At 67.1% G+C, this 25,230-nt stretch carries 20 protein-coding genes and 1 pseudogene; 16 read left to right on the forward strand and 5 right to left on the reverse strand.

Annotation, left to right across the window (positions count from 1 at the left end):
- Nucleotides 1-3: 3 nt before the first annotated feature.
- Complete coding sequence (locus Ari01nite_RS34575; protein WP_203786463.1) at nucleotides 4-567, reverse strand: RICIN domain-containing protein; 564 nt, start codon at nucleotides 565-567, stop codon at nucleotides 4-6.
- A 55-nt stretch (nucleotides 568-622) separates the two neighbouring features.
- Here Ari01nite_RS34575 and Ari01nite_RS34580 point away from each other — a divergent pair, with 55 nt between their 5' ends.
- From Ari01nite_RS34580 to Ari01nite_RS34600, 5 genes and pseudogenes are all read left to right on the forward strand, one after another.
- Nucleotides 623-1,618 (forward strand): AfsR/SARP family transcriptional regulator, encoded by a 996-nt coding sequence (locus tag Ari01nite_RS34580; RefSeq protein WP_203786464.1) that lies wholly within the window; start codon nucleotides 623-625, stop codon nucleotides 1,616-1,618.
- Between the two features lie 539 nt (nucleotides 1,619-2,157).
- On the forward strand, nucleotides 2,158-2,316 hold the full coding sequence (locus Ari01nite_RS34585) for a hypothetical protein (RefSeq protein ID WP_203786465.1): 159 nt from the start codon (nucleotides 2,158-2,160) through the stop codon (nucleotides 2,314-2,316).
- Nucleotides 2,313-2,702: pseudogene (locus tag Ari01nite_RS51730) on the forward strand (DUF2637 domain-containing protein); the annotation flags it as partial. The gene Ari01nite_RS34585 and the pseudogene Ari01nite_RS51730, both read left to right, overlap by 4 nt.
- Nucleotides 2,703-3,552: 850 nt before the next feature.
- Nucleotides 3,553-4,962, forward strand: coding sequence for an NsdA family TPR-like regulatory protein (locus Ari01nite_RS34595; RefSeq protein ID WP_203786466.1), 1,410 nt, complete (start codon nucleotides 3,553-3,555; stop codon nucleotides 4,960-4,962).
- On the forward strand, nucleotides 4,959-5,516 hold the full coding sequence (locus tag Ari01nite_RS34600) for a GNAT family N-acetyltransferase (protein WP_203786467.1): 558 nt from the start codon (nucleotides 4,959-4,961) through the stop codon (nucleotides 5,514-5,516). Before Ari01nite_RS34595 ends, Ari01nite_RS34600 begins: the two co-directional genes overlap by 4 nt.
- Here the strand turns inward: Ari01nite_RS34600 and Ari01nite_RS34605 are convergent.
- A complete protein-coding gene (locus Ari01nite_RS34605; protein ID WP_369076778.1) occupies nucleotides 5,482-6,543 on the reverse strand; it encodes an NAD-dependent epimerase/dehydratase family protein in 1,062 nt (353 codons plus the stop codon). The two genes, Ari01nite_RS34600 and Ari01nite_RS34605, sit on opposite strands and share 35 nt — an antisense overlap.
- A 708-nt stretch (nucleotides 6,544-7,251) precedes the next feature.
- On the opposite strand from Ari01nite_RS34605, the gene Ari01nite_RS34610 reads away from it, so the two are divergent.
- The 10 genes from Ari01nite_RS34610 to Ari01nite_RS34655 all read left to right on the forward strand — a co-directional run bounded on the left by Ari01nite_RS34610 (nucleotide 7,252) and on the right by Ari01nite_RS34655 (nucleotide 18,344).
- Nucleotides 7,252-8,061 carry a GPP34 family phosphoprotein gene (locus Ari01nite_RS34610; protein WP_203786469.1) on the forward strand — a complete coding sequence of 270 codons (810 nt, stop codon included), beginning with the start codon at nucleotides 7,252-7,254 and terminating at the stop codon, nucleotides 8,059-8,061.
- A 57-nt stretch (nucleotides 8,062-8,118) separates the two neighbouring features.
- Nucleotides 8,119-9,627: an APC family permease gene (locus tag Ari01nite_RS34615; protein ID WP_239163280.1), complete on the forward strand. Its 1,509-nt coding sequence runs from the start codon at nucleotides 8,119-8,121 to the stop codon at nucleotides 9,625-9,627.
- The gene (locus Ari01nite_RS34620) at nucleotides 9,624-10,253 is read left to right on the forward strand and encodes a GNAT family N-acetyltransferase (protein WP_203786470.1); all 630 of its coding nucleotides are present in this window, start codon (nucleotides 9,624-9,626) and stop codon (nucleotides 10,251-10,253) included. The genes Ari01nite_RS34615 and Ari01nite_RS34620 overlap by 4 nt, the downstream gene beginning before the upstream one ends.
- Nucleotides 10,254-10,609: 356 nt before the next feature.
- On the forward strand, nucleotides 10,610-11,479 hold the full coding sequence (locus Ari01nite_RS34625; RefSeq protein WP_203786471.1) for an SAM-dependent methyltransferase: 870 nt from the start codon (nucleotides 10,610-10,612) through the stop codon (nucleotides 11,477-11,479).
- Nucleotides 11,469-11,651 carry a hypothetical protein gene (locus Ari01nite_RS34630; RefSeq protein ID WP_203786472.1) on the forward strand — a complete coding sequence of 61 codons (183 nt, stop codon included), beginning with the start codon at nucleotides 11,469-11,471 and terminating at the stop codon, nucleotides 11,649-11,651. The genes Ari01nite_RS34625 and Ari01nite_RS34630 overlap by 11 nt, the downstream gene beginning before the upstream one ends.
- Nucleotides 11,652-12,441: 790 nt before the next feature.
- Nucleotides 12,442-12,771, forward strand: a complete 330-nt coding sequence (locus Ari01nite_RS34635) for a hypothetical protein (protein ID WP_203786473.1) — start codon at nucleotides 12,442-12,444, stop codon at nucleotides 12,769-12,771.
- 135 nt (nucleotides 12,772-12,906) lie between these two features.
- Nucleotides 12,907-13,203 carry a hypothetical protein gene (locus Ari01nite_RS34640; RefSeq protein ID WP_203786474.1) on the forward strand — a complete coding sequence of 99 codons (297 nt, stop codon included), beginning with the start codon at nucleotides 12,907-12,909 and terminating at the stop codon, nucleotides 13,201-13,203.
- A gap of 194 nt (nucleotides 13,204-13,397) precedes the next feature.
- Complete coding sequence (locus Ari01nite_RS34645; RefSeq protein WP_203786475.1) at nucleotides 13,398-16,397, forward strand: DEAD/DEAH box helicase; 3,000 nt, start codon at nucleotides 13,398-13,400, stop codon at nucleotides 16,395-16,397.
- A 232-nt stretch (nucleotides 16,398-16,629) separates the two neighbouring features.
- Nucleotides 16,630-17,550, forward strand: coding sequence for a TauD/TfdA family dioxygenase (locus Ari01nite_RS34650; protein WP_203786476.1), 921 nt, complete (start codon nucleotides 16,630-16,632; stop codon nucleotides 17,548-17,550).
- Between the two features lie 8 nt (nucleotides 17,551-17,558).
- Nucleotides 17,559-18,344 (forward strand): sulfotransferase domain-containing protein, encoded by a 786-nt coding sequence (locus Ari01nite_RS34655; RefSeq protein ID WP_203786477.1) that lies wholly within the window; start codon nucleotides 17,559-17,561, stop codon nucleotides 18,342-18,344.
- Between the two features lie 865 nt (nucleotides 18,345-19,209).
- Here Ari01nite_RS34655 and Ari01nite_RS34660 read toward each other — a convergent pair.
- From Ari01nite_RS34660 to Ari01nite_RS34670, 3 genes are all read right to left on the reverse strand, one after another.
- Complete coding sequence (locus Ari01nite_RS34660) at nucleotides 19,210-20,514, reverse strand: MurL-like N-terminal domain-containing (protein ID WP_203786478.1); 1,305 nt, start codon at nucleotides 20,512-20,514, stop codon at nucleotides 19,210-19,212.
- A gap of 213 nt (nucleotides 20,515-20,727) precedes the next feature.
- Nucleotides 20,728-22,431: a hypothetical protein gene (locus Ari01nite_RS34665; protein WP_203786479.1), complete on the reverse strand. Its 1,704-nt coding sequence runs from the start codon at nucleotides 22,429-22,431 to the stop codon at nucleotides 20,728-20,730.
- A 351-nt stretch (nucleotides 22,432-22,782) separates the two neighbouring features.
- The gene (locus Ari01nite_RS34670; RefSeq protein ID WP_203786480.1) at nucleotides 22,783-23,547 is read right to left on the reverse strand and encodes a hypothetical protein; all 765 of its coding nucleotides are present in this window, start codon (nucleotides 23,545-23,547) and stop codon (nucleotides 22,783-22,785) included.
- Nucleotides 23,548-23,810: 263 nt separating this feature from the next.
- On the opposite strand from Ari01nite_RS34670, the gene Ari01nite_RS34675 reads away from it, so the two are divergent.
- The gene (locus tag Ari01nite_RS34675) at nucleotides 23,811-25,190 is read left to right on the forward strand and encodes a hypothetical protein (RefSeq protein ID WP_203786481.1); all 1,380 of its coding nucleotides are present in this window, start codon (nucleotides 23,811-23,813) and stop codon (nucleotides 25,188-25,190) included.
- The last annotated feature ends 40 nt before the right edge of the window (nucleotides 25,191-25,230 follow it).

The raw sequence follows: 25,230 nt of genomic DNA on the forward strand, positions 1-25,230 counted from the left end.
CGTTTACACCGGCCAGAGCTCCCAATGCTGCAACGGATGCCCGGTCCAGGCCCAGTTGCCCACCGGGCTGCCGTTGCCGAGACCGCCCGACGCGAAAGCGTCGATGTGGTTGTGCGGCCCGCCGAGCATGACGGCGAAGATGTACGCGCCGAGGTCCGCGTTGTAGTCCCTCCGGAACTTCTGGCCCGAACTGTTCACACAGTCCCACAGCAGGTACTGGAAGCCGTTGGCGCCGCCGGAGTTGGCCGGGTAGTCCAGACAACGGCGTTGGCTGTTGTCGGTCGGCGTCCGCGCGTTGACGAGCTGGAACCGGTAGTCCACCGCATCGATGTTCTCGTAGAGGTCCCACTGCGTGCTGATCCCGCCGTTGCACTGCCACAACCCCACCCTGTTGCCGTTGAGGCCGCCCCCGTTGAAGTGTGCGTCCAGGCAGGTGCCGGTGTAGCTGTTCCGCAGCTCGTACCGTCCGTAATAGACCCAGATGGCGGCCTGGGCCGGGCTGCCCACCACGGTTACCAGGCCGGTGGCGAGCAGCACCGCCACCAACAGTCCTCTCAGGAATCGCATGCGTTCTCCCCTCTCGGTGCCTCGCCCCCGTGGCGGGCACGATCGAAGCCTGGCGATGACCGGTTTCACGGTGGTTTCATGGACCCGGCCGGCGCTCGGGGGGAAGGCGTTCGCGATGGAGTTCGGGTTACTGGGGAGCCTGCGGGTGGTCGTCGACGGACGCCCCGCGACCTTGGATCAGCCGATGCCGAGCCGCCTGCTCGCGGTGTTGATCTGCCGGGCCGGCACGCCGGTCTCGGTCGACGCCCTCATCGAGGAGCTCTGGGGCGGCACCCGGCCGGCGACCGCCCGCAAGACGGTCCAGCTGTACGTGCACCGGCTCCGCCGGATGCTCGGCGACCCGGACCGGATCCGGCACGGCGCCGGCGGCTACACCCTCGTGATCCACCCCGGTGAACGCGATCTCGACCGGGTGGAGGACCTGGTCCGGGCCGCCCGCGCGACTGCCGACCCCCGCGGCCGGGCCGCAAAGCTCGCCGACGCCCTGGCCACCTGGCGGGGTACGCCGATGGCCGAGTTCGCCGGCCTGTCCGCGGTGCGCGCGCTCACCGACCGGCTGGCCGACTACCGGGCCACGGTGCTGGAGATGCGCGTCGACGCCGACCTGGAGCTGGGCCGGCACGCCGACCTGGTGGGCGAGCTGGCGGAGGCGGTGGCGCACCATCCGCTGCGCGAACGGTTCGCGGCCCAGTTGATGCTGGCGCTCTACCGCTGCGGCCGGCAGGCCGAGGCGCTCGCCGTCTACCGCCGGACCCGGGACCGGCTGGTGGCCGAGCTGGGTGTCGAGCCGGGACCGGAACTGCACGACCGGCACCTGGCGGTGCTCCGGGCCGACCCGGAGCTGGACCCGCCGGCGCGGTGGACGGCCGTCCGGGCGGCTCAGCTGCCACCCGCGCCGCAGCCGTTCACGGGTCGCACCGCCGAACTCGACCGCCTCGACCGGCTGCTGACGGACCGGCCGGCCGCGCTGGTCATCTCGGCGATCTCCGGCACCGCCGGCGTCGGCAAGCCGAACCCAGAAAATTGGCACACTTTTAAGATCACCCATTGACCCGATTAGGGTCGATCAGCGCCGCTGATGCGCGGCGCCCAACCCGTCAGGCCGACGTCCAGCCGGTACCCGCAGCGCGGGGCATCGCCTCCCGGACGCGCCTCGCCGTTTCAGCGTAGTTGCCGGGGCCGCGTGGGTCGCCGTGTGCCCCTCGTTCGGGTGACTCCCACCCGCGAACCCTGATCATTTCGCCCGGTCCCCGCAGCGCGGGGTCGGGCTACCGGCGCATGCCCTTGCGCCGTCACGTCTCCCGACCCTAGGCGCCCGCGCGCCTCGGGAGGCGGCCCATCGAATCCCTTACCTGCAAAGGACTCCTTGCCATGATCCGCGCCCAAGAACAAGTGCAACCCGCAACCACAACCGACCCAAACCGGTCGCACCAACGATCACCCAACGCGGTGCGGCCCGACCCGATGCACAGCCGATCCGGCCAGCCAAGCCGACAACTACCGGTCCGACCTGAGCAGGGAACACCGGTCGGTCCCGGTCCCGGTAAGCCTCGCCGGATGGGTCCTGCTGCCCGTCCGGGACGGGACGGCATGGCTCACACAAGCGTGCGCCCGTGGACCTGTGACACCTACCTACGCGTGCAGGTCGGGGACGTGTACCTGTCGATGCTCGCCGCGAACGCGCGGCGGGTGCTCGCCGATCTGTCCGCCCTACTCGCACTCGCCGCTATCGAGGGGGTGGCCCTGTGAACACCAAGACTGACAAGACATTGCTGATCCTTACCGCCCTGTTCGTGGGTGGACTCGCGGTGGTCGCGGGCGCGATCAGCTTCGACCACATGCGGGAGCTGGCCACCCACCACGATCAGACCGGGTGGAAGTCGTACGCGTTCCCGATCAGCGTGGATGGCCTAGAGATCGTGGCCAGCCTCTACCTGGTCGCGCAGCGACGCGCCGGGCGCCCGACCGGGTGGGTTCCGTGGGTGGCGCTGATCGTCGGCACCGCCGCGAGCCTCGCCGCGAACGTCGCCGTGGGCGGCGCCGATCCGGTCGGCAAGGCGCTTGCCGGGTGGCCGGCGCTGTCCATGCTCGTGTCCGTGAAGCTGTTGTTCGCCATGTTGGATCATGAAACACGAGATGATCAGCGGACGATCGTCCGGGACGATCAGCAGACGGTTCGAGACGATCAGCGGACGTCCGGGACCGTCCCGGCCGACCCGGAGATCGTCCGGCGGAGCGGACGGGACGACGCGGCACCGTCCGCGACCGTCCCGGCCGACCGGTCGGCCGACACACCGACTACAACCGCCCCGGGCGGCAGTGGGCACCCGGGCGGCCCGGCGGCACCGATCGACGTGCGCACCGTGGCGCACCTTATTCCGGCCGCGCGGGCGGCCCGCGCCACGCTCGCTGAGACTGGCCTGTCGCTGTCGCGGGACCACCTTGCCGACGTCATGCGCGACGAGGGGCACGGCGTGTCAAACGAACGCGCGTCACTCCTGCTCAAGATGCTCAAGGCCGAACAGGACGTGACCGCGATCGAACCGGGCACCATCCCACCTCGATCGCAAGAACCGGAAACGCTAACGGAGGTGGTGGCCTAATACGCCAGCCGTAGATCGTGATGGTTATGGATGTTGGTGCTGGTAGTGGCTGATTTTGGCGCGGTGTTGGTGGCGACGTTGCCAGGTTGACCAGGTGTCCGGGCAGGCGATGCGGCTGGCGGTTCGATGACGTGGACGACCAGCAGGTGCCGGATTTCGTTGCAGGTCAATGCGATCAGCCCGTCTGGTGGTGGGGTGCGGGTCTGAATGGGTGCAAGGCTTGCCCGCTTCCGTTAGGTATCCAGCCGCCTCCGCGAGGTGTGGGAAGATTTGGTATCACCCCGTGAATTGCGTGAAATCCTCGATGTACCTCCACCGGACCGCCCATTCAGGGAGCTGCTTCGCTACCGTCGGTAGGGCTGTCAACGCGCGGAGGAGCCCCATGACCGACACGCCGTCTACATTGGCTGATCTCTTGAGATTGGCGACGTGGGGTCCACGTGACCTGGTGGCCGCCATCAACACGCGGTTGTCGCGGCAGGGACGCGATCGTCAGCGTATCGATCCGACCGCCGGCTACTTCTGGCTCCGTGGGGGTCAGCCCCGTCCGTCCGTGCGCTGGCTCGTCGCAGCGGTGCTGACCGAGCGACTCGGTTTCAACGTCGACACAAGCCAGCTCTGGCCAGGCACAGAGACCGGTGAGGTAGCGGCGGCGAGCGGATTCGAGTCGGTGTCACATGTAGATGATCTGCTGCGTGAACTCGGCCACCTGTCCACCATCGCGGCTACGCCGTTAAGCCCGGTCGGTGATGCCTCCGGTCTCGACCTCATCGGAGTGGTACTGGACCAGTTTCGTGGCCTTTCAGTCTCCGCCCGGCTGCGACCCGATCATGAGAACATTAATCCCGAGCAGGTCGATCTTGTTGCGGCTCACGTCGCCGATTTGCGGCGGCTGGATGATCGGCACGGTGGCGGCGCGTTAAGCGTGCGTTATGTGACATCCCAGCTGCGCAGCACGATGGACATGGTTGAATATGCGAGCTACGACGCCGCTACGGGTCGGCGGCTGTTGGCAATCGTGGCCGATCTGGCGCAACTGCTCGGATGGCTTCATTTCGACTCCAGCCGCTACGGTGCGGCGGAGCGATATCTGCTGCTCAGCGTGGGCGTTTGCCGCGCGCTGGGGGACACCGAACGTGCTGCGAACGTCATCGGAATGCTCAGCTACGTGTCCGCTTTCGCTGGGCACGGCCGCCAAGCCGTGCATCTCGCCGAGGCGGCACACACCGAGTCCCGATCGCAGGACGCGCTTATGAGGGCACGACTTCTTGGCCGTGAAGCGACCGCCGCTGCGTCGGACGGTGACCTCGCGGGCTTCCGTCGCTGCGCCGAGGCAGCCGCTGTCCTGCTCGGTGAGGACGTCACGGATGAACCGAGGCCGACGTTTTTGTACTACCTCAGCCCTCTGCAACTGGCTGCGGAAACCGGCCAGGCATTAGTGACGCTCGCGGCCCGCTCGACCGTCCATCGCAAGCGGCTGCTCGACGAGGGAATCGACGTGCTGAGCACCGCGGTAGCCGAGATGACTGGTACTGACGACGCCAACGGGCCGGCCTACGCCAGATCGGGGCTGCTCCACAGCACATTCCTCGCGCAGGCACTCATGCAACGTGGCAGGACGAGCGAGGCCATCGGAGTGATCAGGGACGGTTTGCCGCTTTTGCCTACAGTTCAGTCACCTCGTAGCCGTAGTTACCTGCGGGTCCTCCGGCCGGTCCTGGGCCGTCACTCGCGGTCCGCAGAGGTCAAAGCCTTCCTTCCTGAGTTCGATGCCGCACTATTGCATGCATGACCACCGGCAATCTCGATGCACCCTTCCATGGTGATGCACACAACGACGTCATTTTCGTTGTACGGCGGACCGATCATCCAGACGCCGCGAGGATGCTCGGCGCGTTCTACCGCGAGCAGGTAGGGCGGTACGGATACGCCGAGTCCGTCGATCTTGACCCGAACGTCTACGACGATCCGAGCGGGATCTTTCTTGTCATCTACCGAGACAGCAGGCCGGTCGGCTGCGGTGGTTGCCGCAGGGCCGACAGATCTAGAGATACCTTCGAGATCAAGAAGACGTACCTGGTTCCCGAAGCCCGTGGATGCGGCCTCGGTCATCAGCTTCTCGAAGCGTTGGAGCGCGCCGCCGTCGCCGGGGGCGCGCACAGAATCATCCTGGAAACCGGCATACGCAACAGCGCGGCGCTGCGGCTGTTTATCGGCAGCGGTTACACGCCGATGGCGCGCTACGTTGCCGGGCGAGACCCGGCGATCAACCGAGCGTTCGAGAAGATGCTGACGCGGTCGCCGCAGCGACTCAGGACTGGGGATGCTCGGTCAGCCATCGTTTGAGCAGCATTTGCTCCCGTGCCGGGTTGATTCCATGTTCGCTGAAACGTTCGTGCTCGACGGGTCGGCCACCACGTCTCAGCCAGGCCCAGGTGTCGGCGACGGTCCGGGTTAGGGGACGGCAACGCAATCCTGCCGCGTGAGCCCGATCGGTTCGCATGCTCCAAGGCGCAGCCGCATTACGCCACAACGGCAGCTCGGTCCACTCTGTGACGCCTCGGCTCGTCAACCAATCCTCGTCAACCCAGACAAAGATTATCGGCCAATTCGTTACCCCGACTGCGTCGGCACACGCGTTCAGCATGTCACCGAATGTCGCTTCACCCATTTTCGGTGCAACGTTGTAGACGCCGTTGTCTAGATTTTCTACCCGCTCTAGAAGGAACAGAGATAGATCGCGGACGTCTACCGGCTGAATACCGCGGTCAGGTGCGGGCACCAGTATGTCTCCTCCGCGGTGAATTCTAGTCAGCCACCATTGCAGACGGCCGACGTATTCGCGCGGGCCAAGCACGACATGCGGTCGCAAAATTAGAAGTCGTTCTTTCCCAAAAGCCCGCTCGCAGGCCATCTCGCATCCCACCTTCAGCGGACCGTACGCATCGGGATCCCATTGTCGTGTCACAGGATCCAGGTCCGGGTAGCCATCCCATAGCGGAGAATCCTCATCAACCGGAGCATGCGGCCAATCACGGTAAGCAGAAATCGTCGAAACGAACGTGTAGTGTCCGGTTGCCGGTGCCAACAGTTCGGCCGACCGCCCGACAACCGCGGGCACACTTCCCGACACGTCGACCGCAGCGTCCCACGGCCCTTCCTGTAGCAGCGACTTAAGATCCGCTGCGCTCTCGCGGTCGCCCTTCACATGGCGCACACCATCGGGTAACGCCGCAGGGGATCGGCCTCGATTGTACACAGTGACGTCGTGGCCCCGCGCGACGGCGCTCTCGACAAGCGTCCGACCGACAAACCACGACCCGCCAAGGACCAAAATCCGCACGACCTCACCCCTCGGAACCGGAAGCTGCACGCGACACTTTTCACACAATTCACGTCTACATCGTGGACATTCTCATTGTCCACGACGAGGCGGCCTTCCGGCAACGGTGACCCATTCGCCATGATGATCGGCGAGCACAGCGGTGGCCGCACGGGCACGACGGTCGAGCCAGTTGGTATTGGACCGAACGGGTTTGCAATTGAAACTATCCAGAAGACGAATCCTCTATGCCGTCGGTGCGCGATCGGTTCTCGCACGCCGACACAACGGATCATCGCGACGAAGCCGGAAGGAAGAGAACGATGATGTTACTGGTAGCAGTGATCGCGATCTTCGCACTGTTCCTGGGCCTCCTCGGCGGGTTCGTTCTCGCCAAACGTTCGCAGCGATGGTGTCCCGGGTGCGGCATCATCATCACGACGGAGCACTGCCCCGTCCGTCACCAAGGAATTGGGCCACCCGCCGAACTTACTACGGCCGCTGGCCGCTGCCTCGATTTCAAGCAACGCGCTGTGATGACGGGCTGAACGGCGCCGCGTGCCGCCGGCCCGTTCCACTTTCCGCGGAGGATCTTCCAGTCTTCCAGTCTCCTCAAATGTGTTTTCACTAGGGCCTAGGTGCGCTCCATCATCGTCGGCCTTGGGAGCCGCAGCGGCGGGACTACACAAATCCATCCGTGGGTCAGCTGCGAGCGCTAGGTGGGCTCGTGTCAATACGTAGGTGCGGAAGGTGGTCGTCATGTCGTCATCCCTGGCGTCGAAGCTCACTGATGCTCTGTGGCTTGCGGCGCATGACGGCGTTGATAGCAGGCCGTGTATCGGTGAACGGCCGCTGGCCGTTGGATTGGCGGCGGGGCTGCTCGCCGAGTTGCTGCATGGCGGTTTCACCGAATTGCGACAGGGTGAGCTTTTCCGCGCGACGGACGTGTTGCCTGGTGATCCTGCTCTTTCTCCGTTGCTGGTGACGATGGTGACGGAGGAGCGGGATTGGCAGCGGTCCGCACCGGTGGTCCGGGCGCATGCGCGGGTGAACGAAGGCTACGAATGGCCTCGGCTGGCTGGCGATGGCCTGGATGGGCTGCAATCGGCCCGTGACGGGCGGGGCAGATCCAGTGTGGTGCAGGGAGAGTTCCGGCATCGGATGCGCGGTCATGACCTTGGCGTGTGGTTGTCGTATCTGGCTTATGAGCAGCGTGCCGAGCGGCTGGTGATCGACCGCCTTGAGCGTGCCGGCCTGGTGCAGCGTCAGGGACACACACGTCTGTTCCGCAGTCCGGTGGTGCGGTTCGTGCCGTGCGACTCTGCGGTGTCTGGGAATCCGGCGAACGGCATCACGACGGCGATACAGCGTGGGTACAGCCTCAACGGCCGGGAGTTGGTTCTAGCCGGGTTGTTCTTGGCGACCGGTCTGCACCATCACGCGCTGGCCACGCTGAGTCTTCACGAACGCTCCGTTCTGGCCGACCAGCTCGGGCAGGGCCTGGATCCGATGTCGCGAGAACTGCTGAGCGCTGCTGACGCCGCTATCGGCGAGGCGGCCATGCGCTAACACCGCGGAACATCCCCATCCCTCACCCTTCATCCCTTGTTTCAGGAGGACTTCATAGTGTCCGCAGTATCCGCCCCCCTCGCGGGGAGCACGGTCTCCACCGCGTTAGCCCGTAACCGGCTCGGCGCGTTCGCGATCGGTTCGACGATCGCCTCGTCAGTGGCACCGCTGACGGTGGTCGCACTGGTGGTCAGCACCGCCTTGGCGGTGACCGGCCTGCTCGGCGTCCCGATCGCGATCATCGCAGTCGCCACGATCCTGATGATCTTCGTGGTCGGGTACTTGGCGATGGCCCGGCACATCCCGAACGCGGGCGCGTTCTACGCCTACGTCGCGCACGGTATCGGCCGGCCGTTCGGCGTCGGTACGTCGTGGCTGGCGTTGGCTACTTATAACGCGTTCCAGTTGTGCTGTTACGGCGGGTTCGGTGCGGCGATCGCGGTGCCGCTGGCCCAGCAGTGGTTCGGCATCGACCTGCCGTGGTTTATGGCCGCGTTCGCCGTGTGGCTGCTCGTGGCGGTGCTCGGAGCGAACGAGATCAGCCTGTCGGAGAAAGTGCTGGTCGTGTTGGTCGTCGCCGAGACGATCCTGGTGGTGCTCTACAGCGCCGCCATTATGGCCACGCCGGGGTTCGGTTTCACCGGCGCGGCGGTGGCGCCGAGCAATCTGTGGGCGCCGGGCGCGGGCACGTTGATCGTGATCGGGATGACCGCGTTCGCCGGGGTGGAACAGTCGGCGGTCTACATCGAGGAATCGAAGAACCCCCGGCGCACGATCCCGGTGGCCACCTACGCCACCATCGCCACGATCGCGGCGGTGTACGTGTTCGCCGCGTGGGTGCAGATCTCGGCCGGCGGAGCACAGATCATCGACCGGGCCGCCGCGGAGGGTGCGGATCTGTTCTTCAACCAGACCGCTGTCGTATTGGGCGCAGCGGTCGTCGACGTCGGGCATGTGTTGTTGGGGACCAGCCTGATCGCCGCTTTGCTGGCATTCCACAACGCGGTCGCCCGCTACACCTTCGCGCTCGGCCGTGAGGGTGTGCTGCCGCGGGTGTTCGGCCGCTGCACCCGCAAGGGTGCTCCCCGTAACGCGTCCCTGGCGCAAACCGGTCTCGCGTTCGGGGTGCTCGTTCTGTACGCGGTCGCGGGCTGGGATCCGCTGGTGCAGTTGTTCTACTGGGGCAGCACCTCCGGCGGTCTCGGAGTGCTGCTGCTGATCACCGCAACCAGCATCGCGGTGATCGGGTTCTTCGCCCGCGACACCCACGGTGAAACGCTGTGGCACCGGCTGTTCGCGCCGCTGCTCGCGGTCGTAATTCTGCTGGGCGTCTCCTGGCTCGCCGTGACCAACCTGCCGACCCTGTTCGGCGTCGAAGCGGGCACCGGCCCTGCCAAGGTCGTACCGGTCGCCTTCCTGATCATTTTCGCCGCGGGTATCTGCTGGGGTCTGATCCTGCGCCGTGCCCGGCCCGGCGTCTACGAGGGCATCGGTCGCGGCACCCGCAGCGCCGTCGCGGCACCGTCCGGCCTGTCCGCCATCCTCTCCGAAAGGCACCCCTCATGACCGGCCTCGAAACCAGCGCGAGCAATAGCACGAGCCCGGCCCTGCGGATCGCCGCGGACGGCGACATCGACCGGGTAGCAGATCTGATCACTGACGCGTTCGACCACCTGACGGTCATTCATTTCCTGGTGCGAGACCCGGCGCGGCGTCGGCCGGTGGTCCGTGACTGGTACCGGCTGTGGGTCGAACACGCCATCAGCGGCGCCGGGCAGGTCGTCATGACCGAGGCCGGGGATGCGGCGGCGGTGTGGTTCGACCGCACCGGCACGGCCGGCGAACCCGAGGACTACACCAGACGCCTGACTGCCTTGGCCGGTGACGACTTGTCACGGTTCGAGCATCTGGATGCGCAGATGGACGCCCACCACCCGGGCGAGGCGCACTGGCACCTGCTGTTCCTCGCCGTGCGTCCGGATCGGCAGAACCGCGGGCTCGGCGGCGCCCTCATGCAGCACACTCATGCCCGTCTCGACGACGCCGGCACCGCCGCGTATCTGGAGGCGACCGGTGAGGACAACCGCAGGTTGTACCGGCGGCACGGCTACATCGACATGACCCCCGCCACCCTGCCGGTAGCCCCCGGGATCCGCCTGTACCGGATGTGGCGCCCCGCCCAGGACACCTAAACCCGGCAGGTCAGCTGCCCACCGCAACCCGAACCTGCGATGGGAACAAGATGCCTGCCCCGTCCGGCCCGTCTCCCCGCATGCGATCGACGTCGCCCGATCGCGAAGGGCCGGACCCCGGTGGTGTGCCGCCACCATCGGCCTCCCCACTCTCCGGGGCCGTCGCGGCGGCACACCACCACCCGAACATCGGCCAACATCAGCAACCCGCAGGGAAAGGACCCACTGATGAGCTTGCACCGGCCGTCTCCGATTCCACCCTCGACGTCGGCGGGAACGAACGGCCGCCTGGCTCCGCGCATCCGCGTGGTCCCCAACCCGCGCCGCAACCTGGCTGGCACGCCGGGAGTCTCGTCATGACCAGCGACGACCTGCGTGAGCGGATCGACACGACGCGGCCGCATCCCGCGCGACGGTACAACTACTGGCTCGGCGGCAAAGACAACTATGCCGCCGACCGCGAGTCCGGTGACGAGATCGCCAAGCGGTGGCCCGCGATCGTGACCGCGGTCCGGGAGAATCGGGCTTTCTTGCAGCGCGCGGTCCGCTACAGCGCTGAGCAACTTGGTATCCGGCAGTTCCTGGATATCGGCACCGGTCTGCCGTCGGCGGACAACACCCACGAGGTGGCCCAACGGGCCGATCCGGCCTGCCGGATCGTCTACGTCGACAATGATCCGCTCGTCCTTGCTCATGCCCGTGCCCTGCTCACCAGCACACCTGAAGGCGTCACCGCCTACATTGACGCCGACCTGCGCGAACCTGCCAAGATCCTCAGGGATCCCGGGTTGGTCGGCGCCCTGGATCTGAACCGGCCGGTGGCGCTGCTGCTCGTTGCGGTCCTGCATTTCATCCCCGAGACCGCTGACCCCTACGCCATCGTGAGCACTCTCAAGGACGCGCTCGCACCGGGCAGCCTGCTGGTGCTCTCGCACGGCAGCTTCGACCTGCTACCGCAAGCCACCGTCACCGCGCTGACCGGCGACCACTACCCCGGCAATGACCACTTCCACGCTCGCACCCGCGTCCAGGTCGAACGGTTCTTCGACGGCTTCGATCTGATCCAACCCAGCCCGGACGACCTCGAACGGCCACCGCCTGAACTCGGCGTCATCAGCGACTGGGCTCGCGCCCCGCATGACGGAGGACCGGCTCCGGAGCAGGTCTCCACCTGGGGCGCCGTGGCCCGCAAACCGCGCAGCCGCGGAGACCGCAGTGCTGCGTAACGCCCTGTTCGCCACCGCATCCCGCCTGCCCAACGCCGACGTGGGAGTGGTGATCTGGGGGGTCTACGTGGAGATCGAGGGAGTGCACCTCGACCCCGAACACGGCCGCATCGTCCTGGAACTGGACGAGGACGCCCTACCCGCGGCGATCCGCCGCGCGGCGGACGAGTAGCCCCCCGATGAAGAGCAGGCCCATTGCTACCAACGTTCTCCCAGGCACCAACGGCGGTGACTTCGACCATCTGATCGAGCTGCCGACCGGCCGGCGTGCGCACCGCTGCGGAGTGCGCCCGCCCGGCTTGCCGACAGGGTCCACCGAACCACGCTGATCGGCCCTCGCCAGACCGCCAGGAGCGGCGTCGCGTCACCCCTGGTCACCCACCAGCACCCCGTACTGCAAAAGGAAAACTTCCGATGACTATGTTCCGGCCGTTGCTGAACGCGTCCTTACTCTCCAGCGCGGGCAACGGCCGTGCGCTGCCTCTCGTCACCGCCGGCTCGCGGGAACGGGCGTCAGCAGCGGAGCACAGGCCCGCATGGTGGCGGGCCCGCTTCGCATGGCCGGGTACGCGGCCCCGCCCGGGGCGGGTCGCCGGCCGCGTACCCGGCCCATCCACCGCCACGCTCGACCTCGACCGGCTGCCCCGCACTTGGCGGCAGCGCCGCGTCCCTGGATTGCCAGTGTCGGCTTGCGTGGAGGCGAGGTGAGCAGCGACATTGACCGCGACCCGCGCGTCGCTGCGGATCTCGCCCGCCTCGACAGTCTTCTCGGCGTGCGACCCCGGCGCCGGGCGCCCGCGCGGGCACGGGCGCGGGCCACGGCGACGGGTTCGGAGCATGGCGCCTTCGAAACGGCGGTCGCCGTCGCGGCTGCGCGTGTCGCCGACGAACGGCGGATGCGCTGGTATACCCGGTGGGACCGCTGGCGGGGGCATTTGCTGAGCCGTGGCACTCGTCCGTTGGTGGTCAGGTATCTGCCACCGGACTGGATGTCGTACCTGCTCTGGTACAGCCGGCACACCCAGGCGTGGGTTCTCGAACTGCGCGACGGCAAGGGCCTGATCGTCATGGACGAGAACCGCGACCTCGCCCGTAACGACGTGTACGCCGCGCAGAGCTGGGCCTGCACCTGCTGGACCGACCGGCTGGACGAGCGGTGTTACGCATGGCTGCCAGTCACCGTGACCCGGCGCCGCGGCTGGACTCCGATGTTCGACCCGCACTGGCGACACAGCCGGCTCTACCACGACCTGCACCGCGCAAGAGACGCAGCCAGCTGCTGCACATGGTGACCAGATCCGCGACCTGGCCAGACGCCCCCAACTGGCCCGCCAGGGCAGCCGCGCGGCAACCCGCAAGCCTTCCGCGGCCAAACCACCGGCCGTGATCACCAGCCCTTCGCCAGGCCCCACCCGCAGGAGCACTCCATGACCGGTCCCACCAGCACGCCCGGCGCCCGCCGGCCGGCCCCTCCGGCGTCGGTTGTCGCCGCGGCCCGAGCGGACTACGACCGCGTACGACCCAAGCTCGCGGAAGCGGTGGTGAAGGTCCGCGCCGAACTCGCGGCCGGAGCCGACGACTTCGAGGCGGTCGCCGACGTATGGCTCAGCCTGCTCGTGCAGCAGTACAAACCCGAAACGCTGCTGCTGGCCGCCATCGCCATCGTCCAGGTTGCCAAAGAGCCACACCCGCAAGCACTCACCGACCCCGACAACCAGAAGTAGGCCACCGGTTTCGCCGCCGTGCCAGCTGGCAGAACCGCCCTGCGCACCGGTGCGTTGTCAGCATCTACACCGCCCTCGTCAGCCTCATTCGAGAGAACTTCAATGAAGCCTGTTAGCCGATTAATGATCACCGTGGCTGCCGTGGCCGGGGTGTTCGCCTGCACTGCATCGCCCCGCCGTCACGGAATATTCCGGTGCGCGAAGCCTGGTGGTGGGCAGTGGTGATCGAGCCGTCGGCGTTGCGGGGCCGTCCGGCTGGTCTGCTTCCGCTGCTGGGCTACCAGGCCGATGCGGTGCCCGCGCTGGCCGAAGGGTTGCCGGCCGGTGGCCGGGGGCAGTTCATCGCGGCGTGCGGCACCGGCAAAACGATGGTCGGTTTGCACACAGCCCTGCAGGTGTGCCCAGCCGGACTGGTGGTCCTGACCTGCCCGAGCCTGGCACTGCTGGCACAAACCCTGGAGCTGTGGGCCGCCGTCACCCCGCACGTACTGGCGGTGTGCAGCGACACCAGCGTCGCCACCCGGGCACGCCAGGCGTACCAGGTTGACTGCCCGGTCACGACGAAGGCGACCGAGGTGGTGGTCTGGCTGATCAGGCAGCCCACCGACCGGCTCCGGCTGATCCTGGTCACCCACAAATCCGCCGCCGTCGCCGGCGCGGGTCTGCTGGCCACCGGCATACCGGCGGATCTGCTGCTGGTCGACGAAGCCCACCGCACCACCGGCCACACCGCCAAACAGTCCGCGGTGGTCCACCACGACACCGGCCTACCCGCCCGGCGCAGGCTGTACAAGACCGCCACCCCGAGGGTTCTCGGTCCACGCCAGGACCCGCGCCAGGCGATGTCCATGGACGACGAGCGCTACTTCGGACCAGTGCTGTTCCGCTACCCGTTCGCCGACGCCATCGCGGACGGCTGGCTCGACGACTTCCGAGCCGTCGCGATCGGCATCACCCGCCGCGAGGTCCTGCACCTGCTCCACCAAGCGGGTTCCAGCGCGGTCGTGCAGGCCGGTGACGCACCCCTGCACACCGTCGTCGTGCAGGCCGCCCTGATCCGCGCGGCGAAGACGTTCGGCCTACGCCGGATCCTCGTGTTCGCCCGCACCATCCGCGAGTCCCGCGAGTTCGCCCGCACCCTCGCCCGGACCCTCGACGTGCTGCCACCCGACGAGCGCCCGGACGGCCCGTTGACCGTCCGGCACGTCGACAGCACCCAAAGCGTACGAACCCGTACGGCGGCCCTCGACCTGCTCGCCGAGCCGCCGCAGGACGGGTGGACCGTCGTGTCGAACCCGCACTGCCTCGCCGAAGGGATCGACGTCCCGGCGATCGACACGGTGGTGTACGCCCACGCCCCCCGCTCGGCCGTCGATGTGGTGCAAGGTGTCAGCCGGGCACTGCGCCGCAACCCGCACGGCCCCGGCATCGCCACCGTCCTGGTACCGATGCTGCTACCCGACGACGGCAGTGACCTCACCGACCTCGGCCCCTGGCAGACCCTGCTGCACACCCTGTGGGCGCTACGCGCCCACGACGACCGCTTCGCAGCGTCACTCGACCTGCAACGCGCCCGCCACACCCGCGACCAACCTGTGGCACTACCCGACCAAGTCCGGCTGATCCTGCCCGCCGGCTACACCACCCAAGACATCCTCGACCACGTCGCCGTCCGGATCGTCGAACACGCCAGCACCACCTGGACCGCCGGCATCGACGCGCTGACCGCCTTCCACTCCGAACACGGCCACAGCAACGTCCCACCCGGTTACCACGCCGGCCGCCTCGACCTGTCCCAATGGCTGCGCCAACAACTCGCGCTACTGCACGCCGGTCAACAACCCGCCGACCGGATCGCGGCCCTGCACAAGCTCGGCCTCTCGGTCACCGTCGCCGCCACGACCGGCCCGGACACCGTCGACCACGAAGCCGCACACCACCTCGACGCCGTCCGCGCCTACCACCGCCAGCACGGGCACCTGCGCACCCTGCCCGGCACCGTCATCGACGGCATCGACATCCACCAGTGGCTGGCGAGCAGCCGCCACCCCGGCAGCCGCGCCCGCACCGACCCCGTGGTGGGCCGGATCCTCGACACCCTGGACCCCGGCTGGGACATCATCCACGAACCCGCGTGCGTCGCCTCCCTGCACGCCGCCCGCACCCACCACACCCGCCACGCCGACCTACGGCCCGCACCCGACATCGTCATCGACAACCACGACATCCACCAATGGCTGACCCGCTGCCGCGACCCGCAAAGCTGCGTCCACCGCGACCCGACCTTGCACGCCCTGCTCACCGCCATGGACCCGCGCTGGACGCAGCCACCCCCTCGCGGCCACGACGAAGCCCTGCGCGCCGTCCGCGCCTATCACGCCGAACACGGTCATGTGTTGTGGCCGGCGGGAACCGTCATCGACGGCACCGACCTGGACCAGATATCGGAACGCTTTTACGGCTGGTGTGTCAACGGCAGCCTCTCCGGCGGGCAGACCGCCGCGTGGGCAGCCCTCGGCGTCGCCCGCCGCCACCGCAGCAACCTCACCTTCGACCGCAGCATCACCGCGGCCCGGCAGTACCTCGCCCGGGAAGGTCACCTCAACCCACCTCCCGAACACCGAGAAAACGGCATCGCGCTGCAGACGTGGCTCACCCGCGTACCCAGCTTCGCCCGCCGCGGCTACCACACCACCGAACAGACCCGCGAACTCGTCGAACTCGGCATCGGCGTCCCCCGACCCGAACACCGGACACCAGCTCGCACCACAACCCCGCCACGAGAGCACCCGGACAAGGAACTCCGCGCGGCGCAAGCCTTCCACCGCCGGCACGGCCACCTCTTCCCCACACCCGACACCCTCATCAAAGGCATCAACCTGTACGCCGCGCTGCGCCTGATCCGACACCGATACGTCCAGGGCCGGCTGAACAGCGAGCAGCTCGACCGCTGGAACGCCCTGGGCATGGTCTGGGACACCAGAGAAGCCGAATTCGCCTGGGGCATCACCGCCTGCCGCATCTACCGCGCCCGCCAAGGCCGCCTCAACCCCAGCCCGGACCACAGCGAGATAGGCATCCCCCTGCACCAATGGATCACCACACAACGCCGACGCTCGACTATGGGCACCCTCAGCCACACCGAACGCGACCAACTAATCGACGTAGGCGTACTGCCCCTCCGCGATTCCTGACACGCCCGTTGAGCCGGTGCCCGCGAAGAGGCCGGGGCGGACATTCTCTCCACCTCGGCATAGGCGCCGCAAATATATTTCCGAATACCACAGTATGACTGCAACGGCTTAAAGAGTGCCGCGACGTTTCGGTTCGCGACAGGGTATGCCGACGAAAGGGCTACCGACCGTATTCAGGCCGCGAAGGTCTTCATCAGATGAACGCGATACATCGATCGAAAGGAAATCAGGAATGTCTGAGACAACGGGAAACGGCTCCTCCGGTATCCGGTCGCTGCTGGTCCAGCATCCTTTGCCTGATGTGACTGGACTTGCTCCCTTGTCGATCCTCGACGGGGACGCGCCCACGGTCATCGAGGTAGCGGACGCGCTGAACAGCCCGCCAGCAGACTTGTTCGACGTCGTCGATCAACGCGGTGCGCTCGTCGTGAGATCAGGTGATGGCGGCTTCGCGCGAGACGCGCTGCGTTCCGTATTGGGGGTGGGTGGAGAGCTGATCCAGTCGGCGGCAGAATTGGGGAAAGCAGGGCAGTCCGACTTTTATCAGGTCGTCGATCGCGGCATGGATATCAACGACCCGAACGTTCTGTTCTCGGCGACGACCCTTCCGATCGGGTTCCACTCGGATGGCAATGAGCCGGATTGGGTGCCCGGCTATTTTGCGCTCTACTGCCAGCAGACGGCGAGCCAGGGCGGCGAGTCGCGGCTCGTAGACGCGGCCGAGGCATATGCGCGACTGCTCAAGGTCGGCGAATTCAACGATCTGCTCTCACGCGATTTCTTCCGAGATGAGATCCTGTTCGGCAATTCCGAGCACGCGGCGGCGATGGCCGTCCGGTCCCGGCACTGGCCGATCTTCTCCGAGGATCTGTGGGGAGTCGGCTTTACGTTCCGGTACACGCGCCGCCGGTTGGAGACGGGGCACGAGCGAGCAGGCGCCCCGCTGACCGCGAAGGAGTCCGCCTTCCTGGACGTCATGGACGCCCAGTTCGCCACGGCCGGCGCGACCTTCGCGCTGCGCCAGGGAGATCTGTTGATCGTCGATAACCGGCGGGTCGCCCATGACCGCCTGCCGTACCAGGACGGGCAGGAGAAGCGATCCCTTCTACGCGCGTGGATCCGCCGGACCCCTCTGCAAGACGCCAACGCCTAAAGCGTCTCATGGCGAAGATCAGGACCACCAGGAGCGGAACTCCCCTGGTTTGCATCATCGGGGCGAAGAAGGCAGCGACCACATCGCTTTTTACGTGGCTCGCTGCCGCTCCTGAGATAAACCCTTCAGGGACGAAAGAGTTGCACTACTTCTCCCACGTGACGCAAGGAGACCGTGATTGGTATCTGTCGCACTTCGATCGACACGCGGTCGGTCGCCTGCTCCTTGAGGCAAGTCCTTACTACCTCTTTCATCCTAGCGCCGCTATGCACTGCGCCGAGAATTTCGAAAACGTCAAGGCAATAGCGGTCCTGCGGGATCCCGTCGAGCGCGCCTACAGTGACTATCAGCAGAGCGTGCGACGCGGTAGGGAAAAACTGTCTTTTGAAGAAGCGATAGAGGTCGAACCGCGTAGGCTCGCCGGAGAGGAAGAGAAACTCAAGCGGGACCCTGGATATTCCAGCTTCTCGCACCGGTCGTACGGATATTTCAGCCGCGGAATTTACGCCCCGCAGATTGAGAGATGGCGCGCGGCCATCGGCGCCGAAAACGTGTTGGTCTGCGACTTTCATCGCCTTACCCGAGGAGACCGGAAGTCCGCGCTGGAGGTGCTCAGCTTCCTGTCCATATCGCGCGCATATGCCGATAAGGCCATCGGGAGCGCCAACACGCAGCGGTATCCACCGCTTGCAGGTGCTACCAGGCGGCGTCTCAGGAGGGCGTATCAATCCTCCGATGAAGAACTTTCTTCCCTGACTGGAGTGCATTTCTCGTGGATGAAGGAACAGAAATAGCACGGCTCGCCAGCATCATGCGGTCTCAGCTGCCGAGGCATCGAGAACTCTCCGGCGCGGCCCTGGTCAGCACAGCCGGGGCATCGCTCCGTGGTACCACCATGTCGGGGTTTGACGAACATTCCGACATAGATGTAGTTCTCCTGCTGGAAGGCGAAGCCTGCCTCGACCCACCCACTTGGCTTCCAGCCTTCAAATTCGTCCCGAACAACGGCGCTTCCCGCCGCGAATTTAACGTATTTCCCCTATGCGAACACTGCGAGAATGGGACCGCATCAGGGTGGCCGGACGAGCAGCTCTATGCCTACCAGATCGGTTACCATCTCCTCTTCGAAAGGACGGAGCCCAACCTAGGTGATCTTGTAGAGCGTCGGCTTCGTCAGTTCAGGAGTTCAGCCGGTGATCGTTTGGCCACCGCATATGCCCGTGGGACGATCGCGCTGCGGAAGCAGTCCACCCGCTGCCTTGCCCGACACGACGAGGTTGGAGCGGACATTGTGGCCGGCGACGGTTTCCGCCTTCTGAGCGCGTGCAGTTTCCTGGCCCGAGGGCTGGTACCGCCGCCCGCGAAGTGGTTGCACAGGCGCCTGGTGGACGTTGATGCGCCCGCCAGCGAGATGCTTGAACGTTCGCGGTCTACCAGGTCCTCGTCTCCGGACTTCACGACGCTTGCAGAGGACTGGATCGGCTATCTTGCCGAGACTTCCGGGGTGGACTTTGACGCTTGCTACGCCAGGTGGATCGCTTCCTCTAACCGGCAGTTGGGGCGGGTTACCGACGCGGCGGTCCCACCCTCAAGCGGAAGGGGCGCGGCAGGCGACAGGCGGGCAATGAGCACTCGGGCCCTCTTCGGGCCCGATGCCCATCACGACAGATGATCGAGCAGTGCGGCTGCATCCGACGGGACGGCGTCTGGGTAGGCCACGCGGATAGGATCGACTGCGTGGGTCAGCAGGTCTGTCCGGCCGAGTTCCTTCACCACAGCGTCGCCACTCCAGGCAGCCATGCCGGACAGTTGTTTCATGCACCATCTCGCCTCGTCGGACGTGCCGACACACTCTAAGGCGAAATCCGGCCCGATGCCGAGCAGGCGAGCGAAGGTGGGAGTCAAAGTCTCGTCGGCCAGCATGTTTCTTCCGAACATGCCGATGAGCGTCTGGCGGTCCATTGCAGGCGCCAGCGCTAGGAAAACGAACGCGCACTTTTCGCATTCGCAGCACCAGGACGGCGGCGTCGCAAGGCCGCGCTTCTCGATGGTGTAGGCGCGATTGCAGCTGCAGATCTCGTTGAAGTATTGAGGGTAGTTCGCGAACAACTGGCAGACGCGTACTTCCGAAAAGCGCCGAATCAAGGAGTAGTAGCGGAGCTCGGGGCCCATCGTGGCCGCGAGCGCACGCTGGAGCAGGCGTTCAAAGTCGATGCCCTTGGAATACTGGTGATTGACGTCTATTCCTCGCCATGTCCCTGTTGGAACCGACGCCGAACCTTCATTTGAGAAGACTACGTCCCGGTATCCGTAGGACGCTGCCGCGATCAACGCCGCAACTGAGTTGATCGCAGTAACCGGTATATGCCCGTTCAACGCCCCTTTCTGGTTCAGCTCTAGTAGTTGTTTATCGATTTTCCGCTCCACAAAGATCGCATCTACCTGGGCGACTTCAATCGTCCGCCGGGTATAACGAGTCGGGTTGATGGTGAACGCCACCACGGGCCATCCCGAGGACCGGAGAACCTCTAGGCTGACAACCGAGTCCTTTCCGCCGCCTACCGCGACAAACGCGCCAGGCGTACGGGGAACGTAGCTGTCGTGCTCGACGCGCCGATCAACGACCGGCCTGAAAGCAAACTCGGGCAGCTGAGGGTCGAGACGATTCGTGAAGAAGAACTCCGCTAGGCCGTCGTAGTAGACGCCACGAGCAATTTTAGCGAATACTTCTGGAATACCTTTGACGACTGGCGGCAGGAAAGCCTTATAGTATGAGACTCCTGCAAGCGTCAGGAGGAGATCGTAAAGCTGACTTAGGCGGGGAGCCGCCTGGCTCAGATCAAAATCAGCAGGAAACGTAAATCGTTCGACGAACGTGTGCGAGTCAATCTTATAAGTAAGTTCGAGTGTTTGACCCTCCGCGCGCCAGCCTTCGAGGATCAGCATATCGGCACGGCTGCTCATTTCGAGAGCCTACCAAGGCCGAGGTAGGTCGAACCCGGGCGGACCGTCCACACCGCGTGACCGGGCTCGCGCCGTGACGCCGTCCCACTGACAGGGGGTAGCGGGTTGAAGCCTCCCGTCGCGTGAAAGGTGCTGCCCGTGTCAAGCTGTCACGGAGTCACCGCGCGGTAGGCCCCGCTTCTGCTCGGGCATGCCGGGCGGTGTGAGGGGGTGTCAAGCTGTGGTGGTGGATGCGTCGCGTCGCCATGGGCGGGCCGCACCGGAGGTTGCTGCCGGGTTGCCGGCTGACCCGGACGCGGTGGAGTTGATCCTCACCGATGAGGCGCCCGAAGCGCCGTCGGTGGATGGGTCGCCGCGTGTGCGGTTGGCGGAGCGGATCGTGCAACGGTTGGCCGATCCACCGCCGGGGCTGGCCAACGAGCCGTTGCCGGAGGAGATCGACGCGTCCGTGAATGACGTTCCGGGTCTGCCGGACGTGGTAGCGGACGCCCCCGGAGTCACCGCGATGTGGTCTGCCGGGGCGGTTTGGGTTTCACGTGGCCGGGGCGGTGTGGTGGTCCGAGTCCACGCCCCGCAATGGAGTCTGATGTTCCGCCTCGGTGGCCGGGTGCTGGTGGTGTTGGACGCTGCCCCGCACACCGCGTGGCGTATCGACCGGGATCGGGCATGGACGCATGAGGTGCGGTCGATGATCGACGGGGTGATGCGCGAGATCGACCGGCACGCGTTGGACGACTCTGCTAGCTGAACGGGGCTGCTGATACGCCCCCGCCCGCCATCTTTGCGATGGCGGGCGGGGGCGTTGTGCTGCTTGGTCGCCGGGGCCGGGGTTGGGGGCGGGCGTTGCCGGGCGGGCCGGGTGCTGTCGTCGGTGCCGTCTTGCTCGGTGTTGGCGCCTTGGGCGGCGCTGTTGTGGTTGCTGTTGTTCTGGTCGGGTTTGCGGTAGTCGGCGGGGTCGTCGTAAATGGTGCGCACGCGTGTCCGGGCGCGTTCCAGTCTGCCGCGTAGTGCCTGGTCGGTGCGGTTGCCGACCTCGGCGGGCAGGCTGGCCCGCACGGCGGTGAAGGCTTCCTGCTGTGTCCAGCCGCCGACGTAGGCGTGCGCCAACAGCGACCCGTCGAGCCGGTTGAGTCGGCCCTCGCGGACCAGCCCGGCCAGCACGATCAGCGGGTCGCCGTGGTGCAGGCGGCCGGGCGTCGAGTGGTGTTCCCGTGCGGCCGACCCCTCGATGTGGCGGGTGCCCTCCTCCTCGGGCTCCTCCGTGTGTGGCGCGGTGGATCGGCGGGTTCGGCGGAACGCGGCGTAGTTGATCCGGTCCATGATCCGAACGAACATGTACGGGCCGGTGATGTCGAACGTCTCCGACTGGATGCCGGTTTCGTCGTCGGTGTCGGCCCGCTCGGGGGTGTCGGGCGTTTCCTCGGCGTAGTCGATGGGTTCGCCGGCCATCAGCTCCACCAACCGGGCGATCATGTCGCTGTGGATCAGCGGCCGAATCCGCGGTGGGGTGTAGTTGGGGATCAGCTTGCGCATCCCGTTGACGGCCATGCCGGCGGCGACGGTGAGCCAGTCGCCGCGTTCGGCGCGGGCACGCGCGGCGACATACCACCACACCCGGTCCGCGACGGTGTGCCCGTCCACTATCCATCCCGCCGGGTTCCTGGTGCTGTTGTCCGACCGGTACTTGATCTGCGTGCGGACGGCGAGCGGGGTCATCGGGGTGTCGTGGTCTGCGCCGAGCAGCGACGCGGGCAGTCGGGGTGCGGCGGGGCGGAGTTGTTCGGACAGATCGAGGAATGCTTGGTCGATGCGACCGAACGGGGTTTCGTCGCGTTCGGGGATGGGGTTGTCACGTTCCCGTTGGCTGGTGACGTACACGGCGGCGCTGTCCTTCCCCCGTCTGTGGGTGAACAGCACGCCGGAACACCTCCCCGTGGTGGCGCGCATCGGCGGGCGCCCGGGTGAAGGTCGAGCGTTCCGGCGAGCTGCGGAACTACGCCGGAACGACAAAGGCGAACACCACCCGACCCGTGCGCCCGTTTCGGGGCCGCCCGGCGGGGAAGTGTTCGCGGACGCTCATCCCACCACGCCTACCACCGCGCTAGCAACAGCTTAACCACGCTGGGCCGCTGATTCGATCACGCGCCGCGACCCCCGGAAGCCACCGGAACAAGAATCTTGGAAAAGTTCGGTGGGCCGTGTGGGATCTGCCCCGGACGGCTTCCAACTATCTAATAGAGGTGGTCGCACCCACGGCGGTTCGCTCGGCTACCGCCGGGTGTTCCGGCGGCGGTTTCTGCCGGAGCGCCACGGTTGCCGGGGGCGCGGACCGCCGGTCCGGTAGCGGGCGATGCCCCCAGCGACCATGCCGCGCCCGAACGCGGTGAACAGGTCGGCCACGGGGTCGCGCCCGGGATCGGCCATCCGTAGCCCGGAGGCGATCAACACGGTGATCTGTCGTTGCCGTTCGGCAATAGCGGTCCATTCGGGACCGCCGACGCTCGGCCCCCGGTACGGCTCGTACCCGTCGCGGTCGATGACCAGCAAAGCGTCGGGTGTGCCGTAGGCGGTCAGTCCGGCAATCTTCGGGACGGCGGTCGTCAGGTCGCTGACCGGTGCGAAACCGTCGTGCAGGGCGGTGGCGATCAACGCGTCGATGGTGTCGCCGTTCTCGGTGCGCCACGACTCGGCGACGTTGGCACTGACGACGAGCACGGCGCGCGGATCGTGGTCGGTGACCAGACCGAATGCGCGCATCGGCACGTCCGCCGGCAAACCGACGTCGATGGTGTCGATGACCTGAGCGCCGCTGCACGCCGGGTGCGCGAAGTTGATCACTAGTTTGGTCTGTCCGGCGCCGTTGCCCGTGCGCCGAATCACTACGGCGGCCGGTTCCTCGACGAGCCAGCCGCGCTGTCCGCAGATCGTGCACCGATAGGTGCTGATCTTGACGTCGGCGAGTGTGGCCCGTGTCTGGGCGGGGCCGCCGAGAGCGGCTACTACCTCGGACGTGATCAGCAACCTCGCCCCCATGGGCGGCAACGCTACCGCGTCCGGCGCCGCCCGACCGGCCCGGTTACCGCCGCGTCCCCTGTCCACCCGCCCGGGCAACCGCCCGGCGGGCGTTTCGTCGTGCCCGACCGTTCACCCGGAGGTCTGCTATGCCTGCCCCATCCCTACCCGCTGTCCTGTCCCTACCCGCTGTCCTGTCCCTACTCGCTCTCCTGTCCCTACTGGCTGTCCTGTCCTTGCCCGCCGTGATCCGGCGGGCGTTGGCGTTTCTCGGAGGTGACACGATGATCCATCTGTTGGTGACCGCTGACGGCTGCCCCACCCGGGCCGCCGACAGCGGCACCGATCCGGTAACCCGCCTCGGCTGCACGGTGTCCGGCGCGGGTGACTGGCTGACTCTCGTGCCGGGCCGGCTGGCGCATTGGGCCGCGGTGTCGTGGCCGTGGCTGCTGGCCTCTGCGCTTGTGGTCCTGGTCGCCACGCTGGCGGTGCGGGCCGTGTATCGCCGTGCGTGGCGGCGTGCGGTCCGCCGGGGCTACTGGGTGCAGCTCACCCCGCCCCGGGTGCTCGACCCCTTGCAGTCGGGCAACGTTTGGCGGCTGCTGGCCGGGTTGGCGCGCCGTGCCCGTGCGGGACAGCGGCTGGCCCGCCCACCCCTGGCTTTTGAGGTGTACGCCTCGGGCGGGCACCTGATCGCGGGGCTGTGGCTGCCCCGTTGGGTGCCGCTCGCTGTGGTGCTGGACGAGGTGGCGCGGGCCTGGCCCGGCGTGCGCGCACAACGGCGTACCCCGCCGGTCGTGGCCGCATCCGAACAGTGGCGGGTGGCCGGGTACCGGCTGGCCGCTACCGGTTCGGACCTGGTGCCGTTGACCGACGACCCCCGGCCCGCCGGGCGTCGGGTAGGCGGTACGGCTGACTCCGACCCATTGCGGCCGGTGCTGGCCGCGCTCGGACGGCCGGACGGTCCGGCCGTGCTGCAAGTCCTCGCCCGACCGGCGACCGGTAAGCGCCTCGCCGCGCTCGGGCACGCCGCCCGGTACGGGCCGACGGTGCGTAAGACTGCCGGGCGGCGGCTGGCCGACGGGTTCGCCGCCGTGGTGTTGGGCGCGGCCCGGCTGCTGCTGGACCTGATCACCGAACTGATCAGCAGCGGTCCTGCCCGGTCGACGCGTTCCAACGGCGGGGCGCAGCGGCAGCGCCCGGCCGACCCGCTCACCACGCGGGCGATGCGCGACGCGGCCGACAAGTTGGCCGACGGGCCGCACCTGCTCGCCACCGTCCGCGTAGGGGCGGCCCGCCCGGATACCGGGTTCGCGGTGACCGCCGCGCGGTCGCTCGCCGATGGGTTCGTCACCGCGTCACGCAGGTTGCGGCCGGTGCGGCTACGGCGGGCCGCAATCCGGCTGGCGGATCGGTGGGCGGGCCGCGGTGACTGGCTGCTGTGCACCTCGGCCGAACTGGGCGTGCTGGCGCACCTGCCCGCCGACCCGGCCCGGTACGGGTTCGACACCGCCGCGCTGACCCGCACCCCGCCGACCAGTGCCCGCCGGGCGGGGCCGGAACACAGCTCGGCGCGCGGACCGGGCTGGACCCGGCACGGCTGGACCGACCCGCCGAACAGCGATCCCGACGACCGGTCCGAGGGCTGGGAGGAGAGCGCATGACAGCACGGCAACCAAAGAGGAAGGCGACGGGGGGCGCGAA

Origin of the sequence: Paractinoplanes rishiriensis (assembly GCF_016862375.1) — a bacterium.
Lineage (GTDB): Bacteria > Actinomycetota > Actinomycetes > Mycobacteriales > Micromonosporaceae > Actinoplanes > Actinoplanes rishiriensis.